We start from the raw sequence: 20969 nt of genomic DNA, 5'->3' as shown, positions 1-20969 counted from the left end.
ATCTTTTTACTATAGAAAAATAATCATGTCCCTACTCTCCCCCAGCATATTCAAAGCCTACGATATTCGCGGCATCATCGATAAAACCCTGGATGCCGAAGTTGCCCACCTGATAGGCCAGGCCTTTGGCAGCGCCGCCATCGCCAAAGGTGAAAAAGCCGTGGTCATAGGCCGCGATGGCCGCTTGTCCGGCCCCGACCTTATCACGGCGCTGGCCAAGGGTTTGCAATCGACTGGCGTTGATGTCATCGACCTCGGTGTAGTTGTCACCCCCATGGTGTATTTTGGTACCAATGTACTGGGTGCGACATCCGGCATCATGGTCACCGGCAGCCACAACCCGCCTGATTACAATGGTTTCAAAATGGTGCTGGCTGGCGAAGCGATTTATGGCGATGCCATACAGGCGCTGTACCAAACTATATTGAACAAGGATTTCAAACAAGGCAGCGGCAACTACCGCACGCATGATATCAAGGCGACTTATCTTGAGCGCATTATCGGTGACGTCAAAGTTGCCCGCCCACTGAAAATTGCCGTCGATTGCGGCAATGGCGTGGCTGGTGCTTTTGCTGGCGAACTGTATCGCGGCATGGGCTGCGAAGTCATCGAACTGTTTTGCGAAGTCGATGGCACTTTCCCCAACCACCATCCTGATCCGGCCCACCCAGAAAACCTGCAAGACCTGATACGCTGCCTGCAAACCACGGATGCAGAAATAGGCCTGGCATTTGATGGCGACGGCGACCGTCTTGGTGTCGTTACCAAGGATGGCCAGATCATTTACCCTGACCGCCAGCTCATGCTGTTTGCCGAAGACGTATTGACACGCAACCCCGGCGCGCAGATCTTGTATGACGTTAAATGCACGCGTCATATCGCCCCCTGGGTAAAAGCACGTGGCGGTGTCCCGCTGATGTGGAAAACCGGCCATTCCCTGGTCAAGGCCAAGCTGCGCGAAACCGGTTCACCTCTCGGTGGTGAAATGAGCGGCCATGTTTTCTTCAAAGACCGCTGGTATGGTTTTGATGATGGCCTGTATGCTGGCGCCCGTCTGCTGGAACTCGTCAGCCGCGTAGCCGACATGACAGCCACACTGAACAACTTGCCACAATCAACTTCAACACCAGAACTGCAATTACAACTGGCCGAAGGCGAGAACTTCAAGATCATCGCTGCCATGCAGGCCAATGCCAGCTTCCCTGGTTCCGATGAAATCATCACCATCGATGGCCTGCGCGTTGAATACCCAGACGGCTTCGGCCTGGCCCGTTCATCCAACACTACACCCGTCATCGTCATGCGCTTCGAAGCCGAAAACCCCGAAGCGCTGGCACGCATACAGGGTGCAATGAAGCAGGCTGTGCTGGCTGTTAAGCCAGATGCTGTCTTGCCATATTAATTCTATTTAAACCTGCAAGCTCACCACAGAGGCACGGAGACACAGAGGGGGCACAGAGAAAACCTAAAGACGTGAAGAGTGCTTAACAAACACTTTCAGTCCAAAAGATTTTCTCTTGCTTTTCTCTGTGACTCTGTGTCTCTGTGGTGAGATTTTCGGTCTTACTATCCAAGTGAAAATACTTCTTGTCCGTGTCTCGTCGCTGGGCGATGTTTTGCATAATATGCCCATCGTGGATGACTTGCGTCGCCAGTTTCCGCAGGCGCGTATAGACTGGGTGGTGGAAGAAGCCTATGTGCAACTGGTGCGACTCAATCCTGGTGTCGACCAGGTCTTCCCCTTCGCCCTGCGCCGCTGGCGCAAGAGCCTCGGGCAGGCGGCGACACGGCAGGAAATAAAAAATTTCTTTCGCCAATTACGGCAAGAACAATATGACCTGGTACTTGATACCCAGGGCTTGCTCAAAACCGGCATCATCATGGGCCTGGCAAAAACCGTCAAAGGCGGCAAGAAAGTAGGTCTGGCAAATGGTACCGAGGGCTCAGGCTATGAAGGCATTTCCAAAATCTTCCACGACATCAGCGTACCGGTAGATAAGCGCACCCACGCCGTCCTGCGCGGACGCCTGGTTGCTGCCGCTGCTGGCGGCTATACCGTCAACACACCCGCCAGCTTTGGCTTGCAGGCACCCGATATACCCGCTGACCAGCATGCATGGTTGCCAACCACGCCGTATGCAGTGTTCTTTCACGGCACCGCCGGCGCAGCCAAGAAATGGCCACAAGAAAATTGGCAGGCGATTGCCGCAGAATTAAAAAACTACGAATTGCCGATACTGCTGCCGTGGGGCAGTGCTACAGAAAAAGCCGAAGCAGAAGCCATGGCAGCCGTCATGCCTAATGCAACCGTCTTGCCTGCATTATCCATGCAAGCCGCAACCCTGCTGGCGCAAAAAGCACGCCTTGCCATCGGTGTCGATACCGGCCTGACGCATATCGCCGCAGCTTACGAAACCCCGACCATAGAAATCTATTGCGCGTCACCACGCTGGAAAACTGAGGGTAACTGGTCGGACAAGATTATTAATCTTGGGGATAGTGAGGAGCCTGCGACAGTTGACGAGGTTCGCGGGGCGATTTTCACACTAATGAGAACAACTGGTGCATAGCAATGGCCTGGCGGTTAAGAATAACCCTTCTACTTATTAACGTCATTCCAGCGTGCCTTTAGCTGGAATCCAGCGGCGTTCGTAGCACGTCACAGAAAGTATTTACTTCATGCCCGTACAAATTTACACATTAAATTTTCAAATATCTTCGTAAGTCATTCAGGCAGGCCAGAGGTAGCCCAGCAGCGACTCCCTTTTCTTGCACTCACCAAGACCTCAGGAAAATGCCAGATACGGTAAAATAAAACCCCGCCTGTCAATAGTCAATATACCGCGAACCATGGCATCCCCTTCCAGCCACAGCGCTTCACCCAATTTCTGGCATGACGAAAAACTGCCTTTTGTCGAGATGCGCTCTATTAAGGGAGCGCGCAGCATAGGCTATGCGAAGCATTCGCATGAGAGCTTTTCCATTGGCGCAATCACCGGCGGAAAGAGTACCTACCTGAACGGCAAAATGAAAGAGCAGGTAGGTGCCGGGACGGTTGTTATTATCAACCCTGAAGAGATGCACGCCTGCAATCCCGTTGTTGATGAGCCATGGTCTTATCACATGTTGTATGTCGATCATGCATGGTTGGCGGCGCTTCAGCACGAACTTGGTTTTAGTATCAATTCTGACTTCAGGCCATTTTCAACTATATCGACCAATTTTCTGTTTGTGGAATTAACCACCCTATGCGCGATATTAGCGGATGAACATGCGGATCAATTGCAAAAGCATGGCGCTGTCATCGATTTTTTCTCAATGCTGCAAAACCGGCTTGATCCTGCATCCACCAGCAACAAGGACGCCAACGTGAAGCTCATGCGCGCGGCGGAATTCATCAAGGAAAACTTCAAGCGTAGCCTTAAGCTTGAAGAAATCTGCGCCGCAGCAGAATTGTCGCCAGCCTATCTAATACGCGCATTCAAGCATCAATTTGGCATGACGCCTCATGCCTATCTGATCAATCACCGCATTCAACAGGGCCGCGCCCAACTCAGACGCGGCCACGCCATAGCCGACATTGCCATCGACATTGGATTCTCGGATCAGGCGCATTTCCAGCGCGCTTTTAAACAGCATCTGGCAGCCACACCAGGTCAGTATCGGGGTCGTGGATAGACTCATACCTTCATAAGCAAATTATGATGATGCGTCCATGACGTCGATCACGGCCTGATAGAGCCGCACAGGTTCCTCTGCAATACGGTTGAGTACATAAAGAAAATACTCTTCGCCAAACACCGCATATTCCCGTGTCGGGAAACCCTGCTTCTGCAAGCTATCAAGCAAATCAGTGCCAAAACCGATCAGGGATTCAAATTCATAGCGACCATGCCGTACATCGTCGCTTGAGATAAAGGTAGATAATTCCTCTTGAATTTGACCATCATGGGTCGCTATCGAACATAGATGGCCGCTCGCGAGCAAGGCTTTTGCGTAGCGTCGATACCAGGCTGCCAGTTCAGGGCTATTGCGGCTGTAAGCAATATTCTCAGGCTCCAGAAATGCGCCCTTGACCAGGCGTATCCGCCCTGGATAGGCCATCAAAGCAGGAAGATCCTGCGCGCTGCGGTGCAACTTGGCGGGCACGGTAATGCCAACATTGCTCAGGCCCGCCTCTGTATGCAAGCGGCCATAGGTGGCATAGATATTATCAGCACGATCCGATCCCTCCATCGAAATCATGACCTCGCGCCCCACCGCTGCTGCGGCTGTAGCGATGCGTTTCACATTTTGAAAACCAAGTTCCGCATCGATCACTGATCCCACGTGCGACAGGTCCAGGGAAATCGAACAGCGCAAGTTCTGCCTATCGATAGCTGCAATCAATTCAAGAAATATGGCTGTTTCTGCCAGCGCCTTGCCTTCGTCCCGGCAACTCTCTCCCATGTATTCAGCCGATCCGGCATGACCTCTTGCATTGATTTGTTCTATGCGCCGCAGCACATCCGGAATTGTCTCGCCAGCGACATAGCGCTTGGCCACGCGTTGCATATAGGGGCGTAAGATTGGATCGTAACAAAACCGCGCCTTGGCTTCTTCATCCAGTGCCAATTGGCGAAGTTCATTCGCCGCCTGCGCAACCAGTGGTTGCCATGCCGCTGGAAATTTTGGCAAACTTGATACTGTCATGTTCAACTCCGATCGAAAAATGGAAAGGAGTCAATGGTGGCGGGATACTTCGCCAAAGTATTGAAGAAAACTGCCCTTTACCCACCTCAAAGCTCAGGTGCTCTCGGGGGAACAAGTCAGCGATCCATTTGCCCTGCCGATGGAAGTACGCAGGTAGTGCCTGCGTACAGTTAGCGCTAAACTCAAATAGGCGAAAAAATAGTAGAGAATTTCTCCTGATGTCGCAAAAAGGATGGGCCGGATAAATGAGGTGATCGACCAGACCTCACTCGAATCGTCAAGGTCTGTACATGAGCAATACAAGACAAGATAAATATGTACGTGAATGTCTCACTCAAGATATCCAGACATTTTTCACACAAACAATCCATTGTTTCTCTTCGTCGAATTGGTAATGTGCACCACGTCCAAATGTGCCACCCCAAATAAAATCCAGGTAAATCAATTCCGATTCACTTACTGGTGCAAAAGAAGCCAAACCTATGGAGTGAATGCGGAATGGCCTGTCGTTAAATATTGCAGATGGCAAAGCGGGGATTGTCAGACTATTCCAATGCACACCAGACTGCACTGTCCTGAACCGGACATAATCAGATGCTGACCGTTTTGCTATCCCATCGTGATCCATCAACCATGCGTGACAAACCTGTGTATCAGCGTGCGCGCAATCTTTTGAGACAGGACTGTGCTCAGCTATCCAGACTGAGTATGGGCGCATGTTTTCTTCGGCTTCAAGCCAAATCTTACGTATCTCATTTAAACATGCTTGCTGAATACTCATCTATGTCACTTGCCTATGCTGTATTCAGACATTTTAATTTTTCACAAATCTGCCTTGATGCCGTAAAAGAATGGGCCGGATAAATGGAGTAATCGACCATGCGTCGCTCAAATCCACGGTATCAGTACATGACCAATACCAGACAAGATGGATATGTATGCCAATGTCTTGCTCAAGCAAGTCCAGAAACTGCGTCCAGTTCTCGCTACGCAGAAAATTCTCATTTCTATCTATGGCGTCGCAAGATGATTGCACTAGCATAGCCATGAGCGTGAATTTTTCATCTTCGCTCAACTCGCCACTATCATAGGCAACAAGAAATTCATCTATCCTGCTCGCATCAGCAACTTCATATTCCCAATCCTGCATATTTTTTTCATTGGGCAGATTGAAGCGTATTGCCAGTGCGTCCATGGCAACTCGGGTGGGGAAGCGGTAAAGATGATCGAGGTCTGTGAACATGCTTGTTTTAAACATCTTTACCGGAAAATACACTCGCCAATGATGCCGGACATTTAATTTGAACGCAGGGGCAAGAGGCGCAAAGAAATATATGATGAGCGGTTTCTTTTGTTATTCATGCCTGGCGTGAATTTGCAAGAGTTGACGAGCCTCATACTCTCTTCGTCTAATTTGGGGGCAATTGACCATTCAAAATTGGTTTTATCTATAGTGCCATCCACATTCAGGCGAACGCCTATCACGATGCCACGTCCAGGTTCATCGTCTTTTGCAAAACTAACCAACTCGGATTTGATGCAAGTATCAACCAGCACTTCTGGTCTTTTATCAGGTTGATCTTCAAGAACCCACATGTACTTTAGTCTGATACGATTTTTTCATTCGCCAGGGGTTTCATAAATCTTGCACGCCCTCAGAGCAATCAATACAGCTTCATCCAAAATCCGCCAGCCGCTGCTACGGGCTACTTCAGCCATCACCACATGTCCGGTAGTACTTATACCAATGTCAACTACCGTTTTACCATCTATCCCGGAGAGCGCTATGCCTCGAGAATATTCAGGTGTTCTGCAACGATCAAGTAAAGAAGCTTTTTCTGGAGCAGCTCCCTGAACCTGACCAGATTTTTCATTGCTCGTGTCCGCCTTTGATTCAGCCTGCGGCTGGGCATTTGCTATTCCATAATGTACATTGAACAGTGTCAGTAAAACGAAACAGAAAGCAGAGATTTTATTGTTGAGCATTTTTTTAAAAGTATCAGATCAAGACCATGCAAGGCCAACAGAGTCCTTAAATTGACTTTGAGATCAAATCTCCAGCTTGGCAAACGACTTCACCAAATCATCCAGCGATTTCAATTGCGCCAGGAAAGGCTCCAGCTTATCCAGCGGCAGGGCGCTGGGGCCATCACATTTGGCTTGCGCTGGATCAGGATGAGCTTCAAGGAACAGGCCAGCCAGGCCAGTTGCCATGCCAGCACGTGCCAGTTCGACGATCTGTTCACGGCGGCCACCTGAGGCTGCTGCGCCAGCTTCGCGTTGTTGCAGGGCATGGGTAACGTCGAAGATGACAGGCAGGTTGTTCGTCACTTTTTTCATGACAGCAAAGCCGAGCATATCGACCACCAGGTTGTCGTAGCCAAAGCAGGTGCCACGGTCGCAGAGTATCAGTTGGTCATTGCCTGCTTCCCTGAATTTTTCGACGATGTTCTGTACTTGGGAAGGGCTCAGAAATTGCGGCTTCTTGATGTTGATGACGCGGCCGGTTTTGGCGAGTGCCACGACGAGGTCAGTCTGGCGTGCCAGAAAGGCTGGCAGTTGCAAGACATCGACGACTTCAGCCACTTGCGCAGCTTGCCATGGCTCATGCACGTCGGTGATCAGGGGTACGCCAAATTCTGCCTTGATGGCCTCAAATATCTTCAAGCCTTCTTCCAGGCCAGGACCACGGTAAGAATGGATGGAAGAACGGTTGGCCTTGTCAAAGCTGGCCTTGAAGACATAGGGGATGCCCAGCTTGCTGGTGACACGTACGTATTCTTCTGCAACGCGCAAGGCCATGTCTTTGGATTCCAGCACATTCATGCCGCCGAACAGGACGAAGGGGCTTTGATTGCTGGCTTGAATTTGTGGGGTGATGGCTACGGTAGTCAAGATGATTCCAATTCTTAAAAATAGTTTGTTTGGTTTGCAATCAGGCGATATTTATTCACGACACCCAGCGCAAATAGTCTTGCCACTGCGGATCAAATTCGCTGCTGATATCAAACTCCAGCGGGGCAAAGTTTTTTGCGAGTTTATGCGCCTTGACCAGAGCGGTTTCTACATCGCTGACATGCCAGTTCATGCTGCGCACATTGCCGTGCAGGGTGATCTGGCTGGTGACGCCTTCCTGGGTTTGTGCGAGCAGGGTTTCGAGCTGGTCTTCAAATTCGCGAGCGGCTTCAAGATCATCTTTATTGTCCAGTACCACATCAACCTGCACGCGCCACAGCATGTCTGCCCTGCCAACCAGGGCCATGGCGGACTCATTGCGTTGTACCAGCAATTTGTCGTCGGGGTCGGTATTGCTGACGAGCTCAAAACCTGTCCATTCATTGTCACCGCTCGGGAACAGGGCCGTATGTCCAAGCTCATCGCGCCAGAAATGATCAAGCACAGCCGGGAAGGCAGCCAGGCTGACCGTGTCTTGTCCGGGTTCGTCCTCCATGAATTCTACCGGGCCTATCTTGATGGCGAAATCATATTCACCGATGGCATGGTCCAGCAGGATGAAGGACATGTGTCTCGCATGATCGACCATATCTTGCGGTATGGGTTTGGCAAACCATAATTGCAAACCCACCCTGCCTGCGTCGGCATAATGGCCAACCAGCACATCGGCAGGGCTGAGACTGAAATTATCCATGGACATGCCAAACTCACCCATTTCTGTGCGCGCCCGGAAGGCCGTTACGTTGCTGAACATGGTCAGTTTGGGCGCTGTCTGCGTCAACGTCATGACATCCTGAAAATGCTCCGTTGCGCCATGCGCCGTGATGATGAGGTCATAGACGCCATCTTCAGTCTTGCCTTGCAATTCAGCAGCCAGCTTGGGGAAATGGGGTTCCAGCAATGCATTGATGGCTTCCATGACATCGCGGATTTCCATTTGCTGTAATTGTGGCTGTGCATTTGCCAGTGCTTGCCAAAAGAGGTCTGTGCTCATCTATTCATGTCCATGATGGTGGAGGGCTCAACATGTCCTTGCATGTTGTTTAAGAGGCATAGGATATCATTTTATGGAGGTGGTTTTGTAGAAGTGCAAAGTGCCTTGTTCAGCTTTACTAAATTTTCAAGCAACATGCTTGGCGATGAACGCCGCTGGGCTCCTGCCTGCGCAGGAGCGACGATTTTAGAGTTTTGCGGTATCAAATTACCCTGCCTGCAACGTCAAAGAACTTGCATTAGAGGAAAATAATTACAAAATTTACAATGATTGCATCCCTTGTTGATAAAAACACACACCTTTTGCTGTGTATTAAGCCCCAGCAAGACATAACCCCTGCACACCGTTTTCAGGTATATTCCCACCTCTTCGCCCACACTCCCAAGCTTGATGTCTGCTCATCGTAAAAATCTTGATGGTTTTGCCATTTCCCTCATGCTGGTGCTGTGCCTGTGCTGGGGTTTGCAGCAGGTGGCGGTTAAATTGGCGGCGCCTGTTATCGGTGCCACTATGCAGTTGGGTTTGCGGTCAGGGCTGGCTGCGGTGTTGGTGTTGTTGCTGATACTTATCAAAAAGATTCCATTTTCTTTGCGTGACAAACATCTCCTACCTGGTATTGCGGCGGGTGTTTTGTTCGCTGTTGAATTTTTATGCATATCGCTGGGTTTGAAATACACCACGGCTTCGCATATGTCGGTGTTCTTATATACGGCCCCTATTTTTACCGTGCTGGGCCTGCACTGGCTGATACCGGCTGAGCGTTTGCAATCGACACAGTGGCTGGGTATCCTGTCTGCCTTTGCAGGCGTAGCCATTGCCTTTTCTGGTGCCTTCAGCAGTAGCCAGCGTGATGTGGCTGACATGCTCATTGGTGACAGCTTTGGCGTGGCGGCAGCCGTGTTGTGGGCAGCGACGACGATTACCATACGCAAATCCAGCCTGTCTGAGGCAGAACCAACGACCACGTTGTTTTACCAGTTGGCGGTGGGTGCGGCGATCTTGCTGGCATTTGTCATGATGCGTGGTGAAAGCCTGCCCACGCAATGGAATATGACCAGCATCGTCAGCCTGGTTTTCCAGACGGTGGTGATTGCCTTTGCCAGTTACCTGACCTGGTTCTGGTTGATGCGGCGTTACCTGGCTTCGCGTCTTTCTGTCTTTTCTTTCCTGACACCCTTGTTCGGCGTGGCCGCTGGTGTCATTCTTATGCACGATCCCATTAGCCCGCGCTTTGCGCTGGGTGCAGTACTGGTCTGTGGTGGTATTGTATTGGTGAATTTCCGTCGGACATAAAGCATGCGTCTTATTTACTCCCTGGTATGGGGCCTGTCCCTGCCGTTTGCCCTGTTCCGCCTTTGGTGGCGTGGCCGCCTTGAGCCTGGCTATCGCCAGCATATAGGCGAACGCCTGGGGTTTTACCCAGCCGCCGCCAGTGTACCAACGATCTGGGTACACGCCGTCTCAGCTGGAGAAACCCGTGCGGCCGAACCGCTGATACGTGCCCTGCTGGCACGCTGCCCTGAACACCGCATCCTGCTGACCCATATGACTGCCACCGGGCGAGAAACTGGTGGCAAGCTGTTTGCCGATGTAGGCCCTCGTCTGCAACAGGCGTTTTTACCGTATGACATCAACTGGATGATCGTGCGCTTCTTGCGGCATTTTTCGCCGCAACTGTGCATACTGATAGAGACAGAAGTCTGGCCTAACCTGATTGCTCAGTGTGAGGCCAAGTCCATACCGGTAACGCTGGTGAACGCCCGTCTGTCAGAAAAATCTTTGCGCAAGGCACAGCGTCTGGCTTCGCTGATACTGCCTGCGGCACGTGCCATCAGCAGTGTGGCGGCACAATCAAATCCTGATGCACTGCGCCTGCATAAGCTGGGCATAGAACAACCGGGCGTGACAGGCAATATGAAGTTTGACGTGACCCCACCTCCATTGATGGGCGAACGCGGTGCGGCCTTGCGCCGCAGCTTTGGTGATCGTCAGGTGATTTTGTGCGCCAGCACCCGTGATGGCGAAGAAGAACTGATACTGCAAGCCTTTGTCGAGCAAGTGCCTTTACTGCAAACCAACCCGCTGCTGATCATCACACCACGCCACCCGCAACGCTTTGACCACGTGGCCAGCCTGCTGGAATCACATGGCATCAAATACCTGCGCCGCTCCAGCCTGAACCATGAAGAAATTGCCCCCATAGGTAAAGACATACAGGTCGTGCTCGGTGACAGCATGGGTGAAATGTATATGTATTACGCTGCCTGCGATATCGCCTTTGTTGGCGGCAGCCTTGTACCACTCGGTGGACATAACCTTATCGAAGCCTGTGCCATGGGCAAGCCTGTACTGACAGGTACGCATACCTTCAATTTTTCCGAGATCACTGACCAGGCGATTGCCTGCGGCGCGGCCTTCCGTGTCGATGGTGCGCTGAGCCTGTTCCGCCAGGCCCATGCCTTGCTGGCTGACAAGCCAAAATGCCAGCGCATGGGTGAGGCAGCCTACACTTTCTTTTTGCAGCATCAGGGCGCAACTGCACGTACCATGCAGATGCTGGAAAAATATCTATGATGCGGTACTGCCGACGGGACTGACATTGTCGAGTATCTGCAGAGCCGCCTCAAAGTCAAACACCTGCAGGGCCCGCACAAATTCATCAGCCTGCGCCCCCAATACTTGGCGCATGCTGGGCTGGTGAGTGTTGAAATAATCGAGTGCTTCACTGTCCGAGTCTTCGAGATACTGACGCAATGTCGTGAACAAACCTGCGATTTCTGCTGCTTCAGTAGTATTTCGGCCTCGCCCTGTCTGCTCTGCCTCTTTCTCCTGTATCGCGGCTTTACTCGCCTGATTTTGCAAAGCCTGTTTCAGGGCATTGATAAGCTCTGCACTGGCGGTGGTGAATTTTTGTAGCAGTACCTCATTCTCTTCAGAATTCTCTATGGACAGCTCCAGCTCGGTGGATACTGCAGCCAGGGCAGTCGCACCGATATTGCCAGCCGCACCGCGCATGGTGTGGGCTTCGCGCTCTGCCGTGCCACGGTCACCCCGCTCCAATGCCTGCCTGACCTTGTCTGGCGTACTTGCAGCACTCTCAACAAAGATTTGCAGCAGGCGCAGGTAAAGATCAAGATTCTGGCTGCAACGGCGCAAGGCAGGGGCAACATCGACACCAGGGATAGTCAGATCGTGAACAGGAGCTTCTGGTTTGACTGGCTCCGTCTTAGTAGCTGTTGTGGTGGATGCAGCCGGTGCATCGTGTACGCTACCAACAGCCGCTGCCGTCACGGCAGGTGCTGATGCTAAGTCTTCAACCTGATAACCTGGCATGCGCTGGCCACACCAGCGGGCGAGAGTGGCAAAGAAACTGTCAGGATCTATCGGCTTGGCGATATGGTCATTCATGCCGGTATCAAGGCAGCGTTGCCGCTCTTCATTCATCGCGTGCGCAGTCATGGCAATGATGGGCAAGTCCAGCCATTCGGGATAAGAGCGAATGACGGTAGTGGCGGCATAGCCATCCATCTCTGGCATTTGCAAGTCCATCAGCACGATGTCATACGGGTTGCCCTGGTTCAGCTTGTCGATGGCGATGCGGCCATTGTCGGCCACATCAACGATCATGCCTGCCTCGGTCATCAGCTCGGCAGCGATTTGCTGGTTGATATGATTGTCTTCTACCAGCAGGATGCGCATGCCTTCAAAGCGGCAATCACTATGCGTCTCGACTGCGGCGCTGGCAGGTGCATCACGCGATGTGGCGCTGATACGCAGCAAGACCTCGAGCAAACCGGCCATACCTGTGGGCTTGGACAGATAGGCAAGCGGTGCATAAGTCCTGGCCTGCATGGTGCTTTCATCAAAATTCATGGTGGTCAGCATGATGACCTGGGGTGCTTCGCTTCCCATGCTGGTGGCGATGGCATTCATGGTGGCGGCACCATCCATGTCTGGCATGTGGGCATCAAGCAATAGCAAATCATATGGCTGAGCATGTACCCTGGCTTCACTCAGCATGTGCAGTGCCAGCTTGCCGCTGTTGGCGGCATTCACTATCAGACCAAGTTGCTGGCCGAGCTTTTGCAGATGCAGGCGGGCGACGTCATGGTCATCCACGACCAGCAGTTTCAGGCTTTGCACCTGCTCTGGCAAGATGATTTGCGGAGCCGGAGTGGCAAACGCGAACCAGCAGGTGAAATGGAAACTGCTGCCTCTGCCAACCTGGCTTTCAACCCAGATCGTGCCACCCATAAGTTCAACCAGGTGCCTGGAGATCGTCAGGCCCAGCCCGGTGCCACCATATTTGCGGGTAGTGGAACTGTCGGCCTGGGTAAAGGCCTGGAACAGGTTTTCCTGCTGTTCTTCTGTCATGCCGACGCCGGTATCCTGCACACTGAATTGCAGTTGCACCTTGTCGATTTCTGCCTGCACCTGCTTGACCAGAATGATGACAGAACCCTGGTCGGTAAACTTGATGGCATTATTGACCAGGTTGGTAATGATCTGGCCCAGACGCAAGGGGTCGCCGTGCATGCTGTGCGGGACATGGGTATCGATATCAAATACCAGCTCTATGTCTTTCTCTGCGACGTTGTGGGCAACAATGGTGGCAACATCGTCGATGACATCGGCCAGCACAAATTCTGCCGATTCTATATCGAGCTTGCCAGCTTCTATCTTGGAGAAATCAAGAATGTCATTGACCACGCCGAGCAACGAAGTACCGGCGCTGTGGATCTTGTCGATATAGTCGCGCTGCTTGATGCTCAGGCGGGTTTTCTTGGCCAAGTGTGAGAGGCCGATGATGGCATTCATCGGTGTGCGTATCTCATGGCTCATATTCGCCAGGAAATATGACTTGGCAACCGTAGCCTGCTCGGCCTGTTCCTTGGCTTCGCGCAGTTCATCTTTTTGCAGATAGGTTTCGGTTTCATCTATCCAGAAACCATTCCATATCCAGTCACCATTGACGCGTTTGGGATTTACCGTTTGTGAGCGCAGCCAGCGTACCTTGCCATCGACCAGCACGCGCTGGTGGAAATTGCTGTAGGTGCGGTTATCGACAGCCCGGTTCAGGCTGGTCTCGGCGGCGTCACGGTCTTCTGCCAGTGTAGTGCGCCAGCGGGCGTCCTTGTTGGCCAGCAGCTCTGCTGCGGGCACACCCAGAACATTGATGACGTTTTCACTGACGTAGGCATATTCTCTTTGCCCGTCTGGTCTTTCACGGTATTGATAAACCGAGAGCGGCAAGACGTCGGTCAGGTCGGTCAGGCGCTTGCGTTCACGGTCTGCCTCTGCGGTTCTTTGCCTGACCAGTTCTTCGAGCTGGCTTTGCTGGTCAGAGAAACGGCTGACACGCCAGCGATAAACCAGGAAAATCAGTCCCAGCAGGATAAGGCTGACAATGATCCTGAACCACCATTCCATCCAGAATGGCGGCGTGATGGTGATCAGCAGGCTGGCGCCTTCACTCCATTCACCATCCTTGGTGGCGGCACGGGTTCTGAATATATATTCACCAGCCCCCAGATTGGTATAGTTGGCTGCGCGGTGGGCACCGTCTATCTGCACCCAGTCCTGATCAAAACCGTCAAGCTTGTAGGCATAGCGATAATGCAGGGGATCGGAATAATTCAGCGCGGCAAATTCTATCGATACGACACTGTGCTTGTAAGACAGGGTGATAGACCTTGCATCAGAAATATTGCCATCCATTTTCACACCAGCAGGCAATTTGCCGCCACGCACAGACTGGTTGAAAATCAAAAAGTCAGTAATCGTCGTGACAGGCTCGGCATTGTTGTCGCGTATGGCCTTGGGATAAAACCAGGCCATACCCTGGAAACCACCAAAGTAGAGTGCGCCATCTGCATCACGGTGGCTCGCGCCTACCGTGAAAGTGCCATCAATGAGCCCATCATCGGCGGAATATTTTTTGACGGTCTTCCTGTCCTGCCCCAGTTTGTACAGGGCTCCATCAGTACTGATCCACAAATTACCGGCATCATCTTCAGCAAAGCCTGCAATCGCATCATTGCCGAGCGCCCCCGCATAGCGGATGAAGCTGAGCTTGCCGTCAGCCCCCTGCACCATCTGGTTCAGGCCGCTAGCCGTGCCTACCCAGATCACTCCTGTCTTGTCTTCATACACCGCATACACGCGACTATGGCTCAGACTAGTGGGATTATCTGGTTCATGCTGGTGATGTTCAAAGCGGCCCGTACTGCGGTCCAGTTTATCCAGTCCGCCAAAGCTGCCCACCCAGAACTGGTCGCGTCGGTCAAACAGGATGGACACAACACGGCCATGAGAAAGGCTGTCGCTGTCCCTGGGATTGTGCATATAGCGCTTGAACTTGCCGCCCTGCATGAGGTTCAGACCATCATCGCTGCCCACCCACAGATTGCCCGCCTTGTCATAGGCCAGTGAGTGCACGATGCTGGAACTGAGGCTGTCTGCCTGCTTGGGGTCATTCTGGAAATGCTGTGCATGCGCGGTCACGGTGTCGAACAGGTTCAGGCCATCCTGGGTACCGACCCAGAGCTTGCCCTCAGGTGCCAGCTTCAAAGCCCTGATCTTGCTATTGCTGAGGCTGTCTGGCACGCTGTCGAGATGATGATAGGCGCGCACCTGGCCGCTGGCCTTGTCGAGACGGTTCAGGCCATCGCCGGTACCTATCCAGACCACGCCGTCCTTGCTGGTGATGGCGGAGACTGTGTTATTGCTGAGGGTCTTGGCTTCGCCCGGCAAATGCAGCAGGCGCTCGAACCCACCACTGGCCAGATTGGTACGGCTGGCACCACCGAGCCAGGTGCCTACCCACAAGGTACCGGTACGATCTTGCAGCAGCCGCGTGACGCGGTTGTCGGTCAGGCTGTGTCTGTCGCTGGCATGATGGCGGTAAGATGAGAACTTGTTGTCAGCAGCGTTCCAGCGCTTGAGACCGTCATCGGTGCCTACCCAGATCAGACCATCACGGTCTTCGAGCAAAGAAGTGACAGCACCCGGTTCCAGGCCTTCTGCCCGCCCAAAGCGGCGTTTTTGCTTACGGTCGCGTGACCATAGCTCAAGACCTGCCGAAGTGGCTATCCACAAATTGCCCGGCTTGTCACTCAGCAGCGCCTGTACATTATTATGGCGCGGGTCTGGCTTGGCATCACTGTCGAGGCGAAAATTCTCAAAACTGGTCTTGCCGCGGTACATGACACTGACACCGGCATTGCTGCCTGCCCACAGATTGCCATCCTTATCCAGGTTCAGGGCACTGACCTGGTCACTGGCAATGCTGGCGGCATCCTTGTCGTCATGACGCAGAATCTGGAAGCGGGCAGTATCCGGGTCAAAATGCGCGAGGCCATCGCCCGTTGCCAGCCACAGACCTGAGCTGCTGTCACCGATGATGGCCTGTATCTGGTTACCACCGGAGCTACGGATGTCGGCGAGGTTACGCTTATACCTGACCATGGTCTCGGTGGCCATGTCATAGCGATGCAGGCCGCCATTGCGCGTACCCACCCATATCCTGCCCTTGTCATCCTGATGCAGGGCCCAGACCCAGTTATCGGTGAGGCTGTCTGTACGGCTGGGGTCATGGCGGAAAAATACCACCTTGGAGCCATCATAACGATGCAGACCACCCTGGGTGCCAAACCACATATAGCCCTGGCGGTCTTGCAACATGGATTGCACGGATTCATGCTGGAAACCCTGGTCACGCCCAACCTGCTCAAAGCGCAGGCTTTGGACACTGACAGCACGGGCTGGCTGACAAAAGAAAAGGAAAACCAGGCACAGCAAGCTGGTGCAGGCGAACAGGAACTGGGGAAAAGTATATCGCCTAGCCAAACTGCCCTGCCTCATTATGTGCCCTCTGTTTTTATTGAATTTCTTGGATCAAATTTTGTTCAAGTATATGTTATCCAGTCATTAAGAAATCACTGTTAGCCCCGAGTTTCACAGAGTTTTTCACAGTTTGTAGGGATTTCGCTAAAAAGCGGCAAGTTTGGCTAGACTTACTGACATCAGAGCCCCATCTGGACGCGAATGGAAACAAAAAAGTAGCCAGTCGGATAGCAAAAATACATATCTGCCTGGCAAGCCGGATGAAGAATTTTTTTATCGATACAAACCTCTTCATGCCATACAGACATGATTGCCGGAAAGATAAAGTCCGACCCAACTCCCTGCATTTTTATCCAAAATCGTGCATCGCTCAGTCAGTTTTCACCAGGCGCGAAAGTGGCGCGTTTCCTTGAGAAAATCTGGCTTGGCAATTTTGTTATGCCTTGCTGGAAAGATTGCCCCTACCTAGATTCAGCTCAAGAAAAATTATCGCGGCGGGGTTTATAATGGGAGCCATCAGACATCAGGATGGTTGGCATTACGATGCCTTAAATTCAATAGGGCAATACTTGTTTTAATAAGGACTACGCCATCCTGCTTCCCATCTAATACCAGGAAAATCAACCTGGCACCTTGCCCGTTTTCTTTAACAGGCAGGGCTTAGGATTCATCTCTGCAACAAAGTAACAAAGAAAAACTATTCATATGAACGCAAACGAAAAAATTTTAGGATTGACAGAAATGTCTCCTCAAGAAATCTCCCTTGATGTCTTGCTCGAAAAATACGCCAAAGGCGATGAAGTCACCATCCAGGATGTGCAGTCTCGCGTTGCCAAGGCACTCGCCAGCGTAGAACAGCCAGACTTCCAAGCGTATTACGAAGAAAAATTCTTGTGGGCACAAAAAAATGGTTTCGTGCCAGCTGGCCGCATCAATTCTGCCGCTGGCATGGATTTGCATGCCACCCTCATCAATTGCTTCGTACAACCGGTAGGTGACTCTGTTTCCAGCGCCACCGATGGCAAACCCGGCATTTATACAGCACTGGCAGATGCCGCAGAAACCATGCGTCGTGGTGGTGGTGTAGGCTATGACTTCTCCACCATACGCCCCAAGGACGCACTGGTGCGCGGCACCCGTTCACGCGCTTCCGGCCCGGTGTCTTTCATGCAGGTCTTCAATGCATCCTGCTCTACCGTAGAATCTGCCGGTGCCCGCCGTGGCGCGCAGATGGGCGTCTTGCGTGGTGACCATCCTGATATCCTCGAATTCATCCGCTCTAAAGACCAGGGCGGTTTGACGAACTTCAATATCTCCATCGGCGTCACCGATGAATTCATGGAAGCAGTGGCCAAAGACACAGATTATTGTCTGGTACATAAAGCTGAACCTGGCGAAGACAAGAAAGAAGCTGGTGCCTGGCAGCGTGAAGATGGCCTGTGGGTATATCAAACAGTGCGTGCGCGTGACTTGTGGGATGAGGTCATGAAATCGACCTACGACCATGCAGAACCAGGCATCTTGTTTTTGTCACGCATGAATGCAGAGAATAATCTCTACTATTGCGAAAAAATCGAAGCCACCAATCCCTGCGCAGAACAACCGCTGCCTGATTATGGCTGCTGCTGCCTGGGTTCCATCAACCTGACGCGCTTCATCAAGGGTGCATTCACTGATGCCGCTGAGTTTGACTTCTCTGCTTTTGAAGCAGTAGTGACTGTCGCCACACGCATGCTCGACAATGTGCTGGATGCCACTGCCTGGCCTTTGCCACAGCAAAAAGCCGAGGCCATGTCCAAGCGCCGCGTCGGTCTGGGCTTCCTCGGTCTGGGCAGCAGCCTGGTCATGCTGGGCCAGCGTTATGATACTGATGCCGGTCGTGCATTCGCACAAAAAGTATCTGAAGTCATGCGCGATGCTGCCTACCTGGCATCGGCAGAACTGGCGAAAGAAAAAGGCCAGTTCCCCTTGTTTGACAGCTCAAAATACCTGGCCGGTGCTTTCGCCAAACGCCTGCCTAAAAATGTACGCAATGCGATTTCCAAACATGGTTTGCGCAATTCCCATTTGCTGTCCATCGCCCCTACCGGCACCATCACCCTGGCCTTTGCCGACAATGCATCGAATGGCATAGAACCGGCTTTCTCCTGGGTGTATAACCGCAAGAAACGCATGGCCGTTGGTGATGCCAAAGTCTATGAAGTGGCTGACCACGCATGGCGCTTGTACCGCCATCAGGGCAATGATGTTTCAGACGACAGCAAGCTGCCAAAACAGTTTGTCACTGCATTGAATATGTCAGCCAGCGACCACATGAAGATGTTGCAGGTCGTGCAGCCATATATTGATTCTGCGATTTCCAAAACTGTTAACGTACCGGCAGATTATCCTTACGAAGACTTCCAGAACCTGTACATGGATGCCTGGCGCGCTGGCCTCAAAGGCCTGGCAACTTACCGTCCGAATAGCATACTCGGCAGCGTATTGTCCGTCGCCACAGAAGCAGCACCAGAAGTCAAGCAGATACCTGACGATGACCTGTTGCGCAAGCAATTCGATGGCCGTCCATTTGGCGACCTCGAATCTGTGACATCCAAAGTGCAGTACATGACGTATGAAGGCAAAAAAACTGTCTATCTGACAGTCAGCTTCATCCACATAGACGGCATGGTCGGTGGCGAGCGCGTAACGATAGAACGACCATTTGAATTCTTCATGCCTGCAGGCCAAAAGAACGATGGTCAACAATGGATATCAGCCAGCATGCGCTTGCTGTCGATGGCAGCACGCTCAGGCGGCTCCATCGCTAAGGCACTGGCAGATATGCGTGAAGTGGTGTGGGACAAAGGCACGGTACGCTGTGGCATGATCACCAAGGACGATGGTTCACAGGCACCGCTGTTCCATGAATCCGAAGTCGCCGCCATCGGTTACTCGCTGCAACGCATATTGATGAAACGCGGTTTCCTCGATGCTTCCGGCAACCAGATCCCTATTACCGTATTGGCAGAAAAATTCAAGCAAAGAAGTCACCACTACGGCATGGATGACCTGGCCTATGAAGCTGAAACTGCGCCGATCAGCTATATCCCGACTGGCAAAAAATGCCCTGATTGCGGTGCCCATGCATTGCAAAAAATAGATGGTTGCAGCCGTTGTGTTTCTTGTGGTTATGTTGGGGCTTGCGGTTAATTTTTGCTGACTTTATTGAGCTTATTGATTTGGGGTACACTATAAGTCGCTATACTTTCAAGCATTCCAATATTGTGGGCTTGAGTGACATTTTCTTAATCAATTTTTTCCAGCGTATTGACTGAAATTTCCTTGGTAAAATTTTTCAAAAAATTCACGATAATTAAAATCAATAAACAATGGGAAGTTCGGATTTCTGAACTTCTCATTTTTATATATTAAACGGGGTATTTGATGTGAGCGTCAACGATTCGAGCTATCAGCCAGTATCTGGAAGGAGTTGACGCCCACCTGCAGAGTAATCGTCACCGACATGCCCGCATTCGATGCGTTTTCCGGCGAAAATTAAGTGCAAATAACGGAAGTGCCGTCTGACTGAATCCGGCAGTTTGGGGTGGTTTGCGATATTGCATGCGGCAAGCCATCAGCCGGTCGGACCTGTTGCAAACGATCCCAGGCTGACGCCGCAAGACTGGTGCTAGCCCGGCCTGAGTCGCCCTTACCAGGGTATTTCTGAACCGGCATGTTCAAACTTGCCGGTTCGACTATTCGGCGGCAATATTGCCAAATCGACGATGGTCTTTACGCCTTCTTCTACCGACAGCTCGGCATATTCAGTGCCAAGCTCAGTGCGGACCCATCCAGGATAGGCACTGTTGACCTGGACACCCGACGGTTGACCCAGTTCCGCAAGGTGAGTGGTCAGCGCATTCAGTGCCGCTTTGCTGGCATCATAGGCAAATGGTTTGACGCCGACCAAGGGCCCGCCCGGATCGGCATGGTAGGTGTTTGATCCCATTCGGCTGCTCACGTTGACCACATTGGCATGCCCGGCTTTAATCAGCAGCGGCCAAAGTGCCTGGGTCAGGGCGACCGTTCCAAAAAAGTTGGTTTCAAAGGTCCGCTTCAGGGTAGCGGCGTCAATGGTGATAGTGGTGTTGCCGACCCAACCACCATCGAGCATGATGGCGGCATTATTGACGAGCACGTCCAAAGATCCATGCCGTGCCTCGATTCCTTTTACAGCAGTAGTAATCGACGAGGGATTGTCAAGATCCAGTGCGATCAACTCGCCGTTATTTCCTTTTTCCCGTATTTCCGCAAGCAGAGCCTGCGAACCATCGATATCGCGTACGCCGATGAGGACAAAGTATCCAGCCTGCGCCAGATGTAAGGCGGCGGCTTTGCCCAAGCCCCGTGACGCGCCAGTGACGAATGCCACCGCTTGCCTTTTATGCTGATTCAATTGTGTCATTTATTTTCCTCGGTTAGGTTTGACGACAACGTGGAT

General features: G+C 52.1%; 16 protein-coding genes. 7 read left to right on the top strand and 9 right to left on the bottom strand.

Annotated features, from left to right (window positions below; genetic code table 11):
- Positions 1 to 25 precede the first annotated feature (25 nt).
- From ACO0LI_RS14335 to ACO0LI_RS14325, 3 genes are all read left to right on the top strand, one after another.
- Positions 26 to 1402, top strand: coding sequence for a phosphomannomutase/phosphoglucomutase (locus ACO0LI_RS14335; protein ID WP_423033115.1), 1377 nt, complete (start codon positions 26 to 28; stop codon positions 1400 to 1402).
- Between the two features lie 172 nt (positions 1403 to 1574).
- Positions 1575 to 2570 (top strand): lipopolysaccharide heptosyltransferase I, encoded by a 996-nt coding sequence (waaC, locus tag ACO0LI_RS14330; RefSeq protein ID WP_423033113.1) that lies wholly within the window; start codon positions 1575 to 1577, stop codon positions 2568 to 2570.
- 280 nt (positions 2571 to 2850) lie between these two features.
- Positions 2851 to 3678, top strand: coding sequence for a helix-turn-helix domain-containing protein (locus ACO0LI_RS14325; protein ID WP_423033111.1), 828 nt, complete (start codon positions 2851 to 2853; stop codon positions 3676 to 3678).
- A gap of 21 nt (positions 3679 to 3699) precedes the next feature.
- Here the strand turns inward: ACO0LI_RS14325 and ACO0LI_RS14320 are convergent, their stop codons facing one another.
- The 7 genes from ACO0LI_RS14320 to ACO0LI_RS14290 form a co-directional block, all read right to left on the bottom strand.
- A complete protein-coding gene (locus tag ACO0LI_RS14320) occupies positions 3700 to 4692 on the bottom strand; it encodes a proline dehydrogenase family protein (protein WP_423033109.1) in 993 nt (330 codons plus the stop codon).
- Between the two features lie 334 nt (positions 4693 to 5026).
- Complete coding sequence (locus ACO0LI_RS14315; RefSeq protein ID WP_423033108.1) at positions 5027 to 5473, bottom strand: hypothetical protein; 447 nt, start codon at positions 5471 to 5473, stop codon at positions 5027 to 5029.
- 33 nt (positions 5474 to 5506) lie between these two features.
- Entirely contained in the window at positions 5507 to 5935 is a 429-nt protein-coding gene (locus ACO0LI_RS14310) for a hypothetical protein (protein ID WP_423033107.1), read from the bottom strand.
- Between the two features lie 53 nt (positions 5936 to 5988).
- Positions 5989 to 6288: a hypothetical protein gene (locus tag ACO0LI_RS14305; RefSeq protein ID WP_423033106.1), complete on the bottom strand. Its 300-nt coding sequence runs from the start codon at positions 6286 to 6288 to the stop codon at positions 5989 to 5991.
- A gap of 24 nt (positions 6289 to 6312) precedes the next feature.
- Entirely contained in the window at positions 6313 to 6678 is a 366-nt protein-coding gene (locus tag ACO0LI_RS14300) for an energy transducer TonB (RefSeq protein WP_423033105.1), read from the bottom strand.
- Between the two features lie 63 nt (positions 6679 to 6741).
- Positions 6742 to 7587, bottom strand: coding sequence for a 3-deoxy-8-phosphooctulonate synthase (gene kdsA / locus ACO0LI_RS14295; protein WP_110256067.1), 846 nt, complete (start codon positions 7585 to 7587; stop codon positions 6742 to 6744).
- A gap of 55 nt (positions 7588 to 7642) precedes the next feature.
- Positions 7643 to 8641 carry a hypothetical protein gene (locus ACO0LI_RS14290; RefSeq protein WP_423033104.1) on the bottom strand — a complete coding sequence of 333 codons (999 nt, stop codon included), beginning with the start codon at positions 8639 to 8641 and terminating at the stop codon, positions 7643 to 7645.
- A gap of 390 nt (positions 8642 to 9031) precedes the next feature.
- On the opposite strand from ACO0LI_RS14290, the gene ACO0LI_RS14285 reads away from it, so the two are divergent.
- Together ACO0LI_RS14285 and waaA are read left to right on the top strand one after the other, a co-directional pair.
- Complete coding sequence (locus ACO0LI_RS14285; RefSeq protein ID WP_423033103.1) at positions 9032 to 9934, top strand: DMT family transporter; 903 nt, start codon at positions 9032 to 9034, stop codon at positions 9932 to 9934.
- Positions 9935 to 9937: 3 nt separating this feature from the next.
- Complete coding sequence (gene waaA / locus ACO0LI_RS14280) at positions 9938 to 11215, top strand: lipid IV(A) 3-deoxy-D-manno-octulosonic acid transferase (RefSeq protein WP_423033102.1); 1278 nt, start codon at positions 9938 to 9940, stop codon at positions 11213 to 11215.
- On the opposite strand, the gene ACO0LI_RS14275 is transcribed toward waaA, so the two are convergent.
- The gene (locus ACO0LI_RS14275) at positions 11210 to 16324 is read right to left on the bottom strand and encodes a two-component regulator propeller domain-containing protein (RefSeq protein ID WP_423033101.1); all 5115 of its coding nucleotides are present in this window, start codon (positions 16322 to 16324) and stop codon (positions 11210 to 11212) included. The genes waaA and ACO0LI_RS14275 overlap by 6 nt on opposite strands.
- A gap of 15 nt (positions 16325 to 16339) precedes the next feature.
- On the opposite strand from ACO0LI_RS14275, the gene ACO0LI_RS14270 reads away from it, so the two are divergent.
- Positions 16340 to 16588, top strand: coding sequence for a hypothetical protein (locus tag ACO0LI_RS14270; RefSeq protein ID WP_423033100.1), 249 nt, complete (start codon positions 16340 to 16342; stop codon positions 16586 to 16588).
- A 603-nt stretch (positions 16589 to 17191) separates the two neighbouring features.
- On the top strand, positions 17192 to 19678 hold the full coding sequence (locus ACO0LI_RS14265) for an adenosylcobalamin-dependent ribonucleoside-diphosphate reductase (RefSeq protein ID WP_423033099.1): 2487 nt from the start codon (positions 17192 to 17194) through the stop codon (positions 19676 to 19678).
- 499 nt (positions 19679 to 20177) lie between these two features.
- Here the strand turns inward: ACO0LI_RS14265 and ACO0LI_RS14260 are convergent, their stop codons facing one another.
- On the bottom strand, positions 20178 to 20933 hold the full coding sequence (locus tag ACO0LI_RS14260) for an SDR family NAD(P)-dependent oxidoreductase (RefSeq protein ID WP_423033098.1): 756 nt from the start codon (positions 20931 to 20933) through the stop codon (positions 20178 to 20180).
- Positions 20934 to 20969: the final 36 nt, after the last annotated feature.

This window comes from Undibacterium sp. Tian12W, from assembly GCF_049339405.1.
In the GTDB taxonomy this organism is placed as follows: Bacteria; Pseudomonadota; Gammaproteobacteria; order Burkholderiales; family Burkholderiaceae_D; genus Undibacterium.
This window is presented reverse-complemented; position numbering and strand designations above follow the sequence as displayed.

What these genes read in the sequence shown, in the direction of transcription:
- ACO0LI_RS14335 (WP_423033115.1), top strand. Translation starts at nt 26, where the DNA reads ATGTCCCTACTCTCCCCCAGCATATTCAAAGCCTACGATATTCGCGGC.
- ACO0LI_RS14325 (WP_423033111.1), top strand. Translation starts at nt 2,851, where the DNA reads ATGGCATCCCCTTCCAGCCACAGCGCTTCACCCAATTTCTGGCATGAC.
- ACO0LI_RS14320 (WP_423033109.1), bottom strand. Translation starts at nt 4,692, where the DNA reads ATGACAGTATCAAGTTTGCCAAAATTTCCAGCGGCATGGCAACCACTG.
- ACO0LI_RS14315 (WP_423033108.1), bottom strand. Translation starts at nt 5,473, where the DNA reads ATGAGTATTCAGCAAGCATGTTTAAATGAGATACGTAAGATTTGGCTT.
- ACO0LI_RS14310 (WP_423033107.1), bottom strand. Translation starts at nt 5,935, where the DNA reads ATGTTCACAGACCTCGATCATCTTTACCGCTTCCCCACCCGAGTTGCC.
- ACO0LI_RS14305 (WP_423033106.1), bottom strand. Translation starts at nt 6,288, where the DNA reads ATGTGGGTTCTTGAAGATCAACCTGATAAAAGACCAGAAGTGCTGGTT.
- ACO0LI_RS14300 (WP_423033105.1), bottom strand. Translation starts at nt 6,678, where the DNA reads ATGCTCAACAATAAAATCTCTGCTTTCTGTTTCGTTTTACTGACACTG.
- ACO0LI_RS14290 (WP_423033104.1), bottom strand. Translation starts at nt 8,641, where the DNA reads ATGAGCACAGACCTCTTTTGGCAAGCACTGGCAAATGCACAGCCACAA.
- ACO0LI_RS14285 (WP_423033103.1), top strand. Translation starts at nt 9,032, where the DNA reads ATGTCTGCTCATCGTAAAAATCTTGATGGTTTTGCCATTTCCCTCATG.
- waaA (WP_423033102.1), top strand. Translation starts at nt 9,938, where the DNA reads ATGCGTCTTATTTACTCCCTGGTATGGGGCCTGTCCCTGCCGTTTGCC.
- ACO0LI_RS14275 (WP_423033101.1), bottom strand. Translation starts at nt 16,324, where the DNA reads ATGTTGCAAGACCGCCAGGGCTATATGTGGTTTGGCACCCAGGGTGGT.
- ACO0LI_RS14270 (WP_423033100.1), top strand. Translation starts at nt 16,340, where the DNA reads ATGCTGGAAACCCTGGTCACGCCCAACCTGCTCAAAGCGCAGGCTTTG.
- ACO0LI_RS14265 (WP_423033099.1), top strand. Translation starts at nt 17,192, where the DNA reads ATGAACGCAAACGAAAAAATTTTAGGATTGACAGAAATGTCTCCTCAA.
- ACO0LI_RS14260 (WP_423033098.1), bottom strand. Translation starts at nt 20,933, where the DNA reads ATGACACAATTGAATCAGCATAAAAGGCAAGCGGTGGCATTCGTCACT.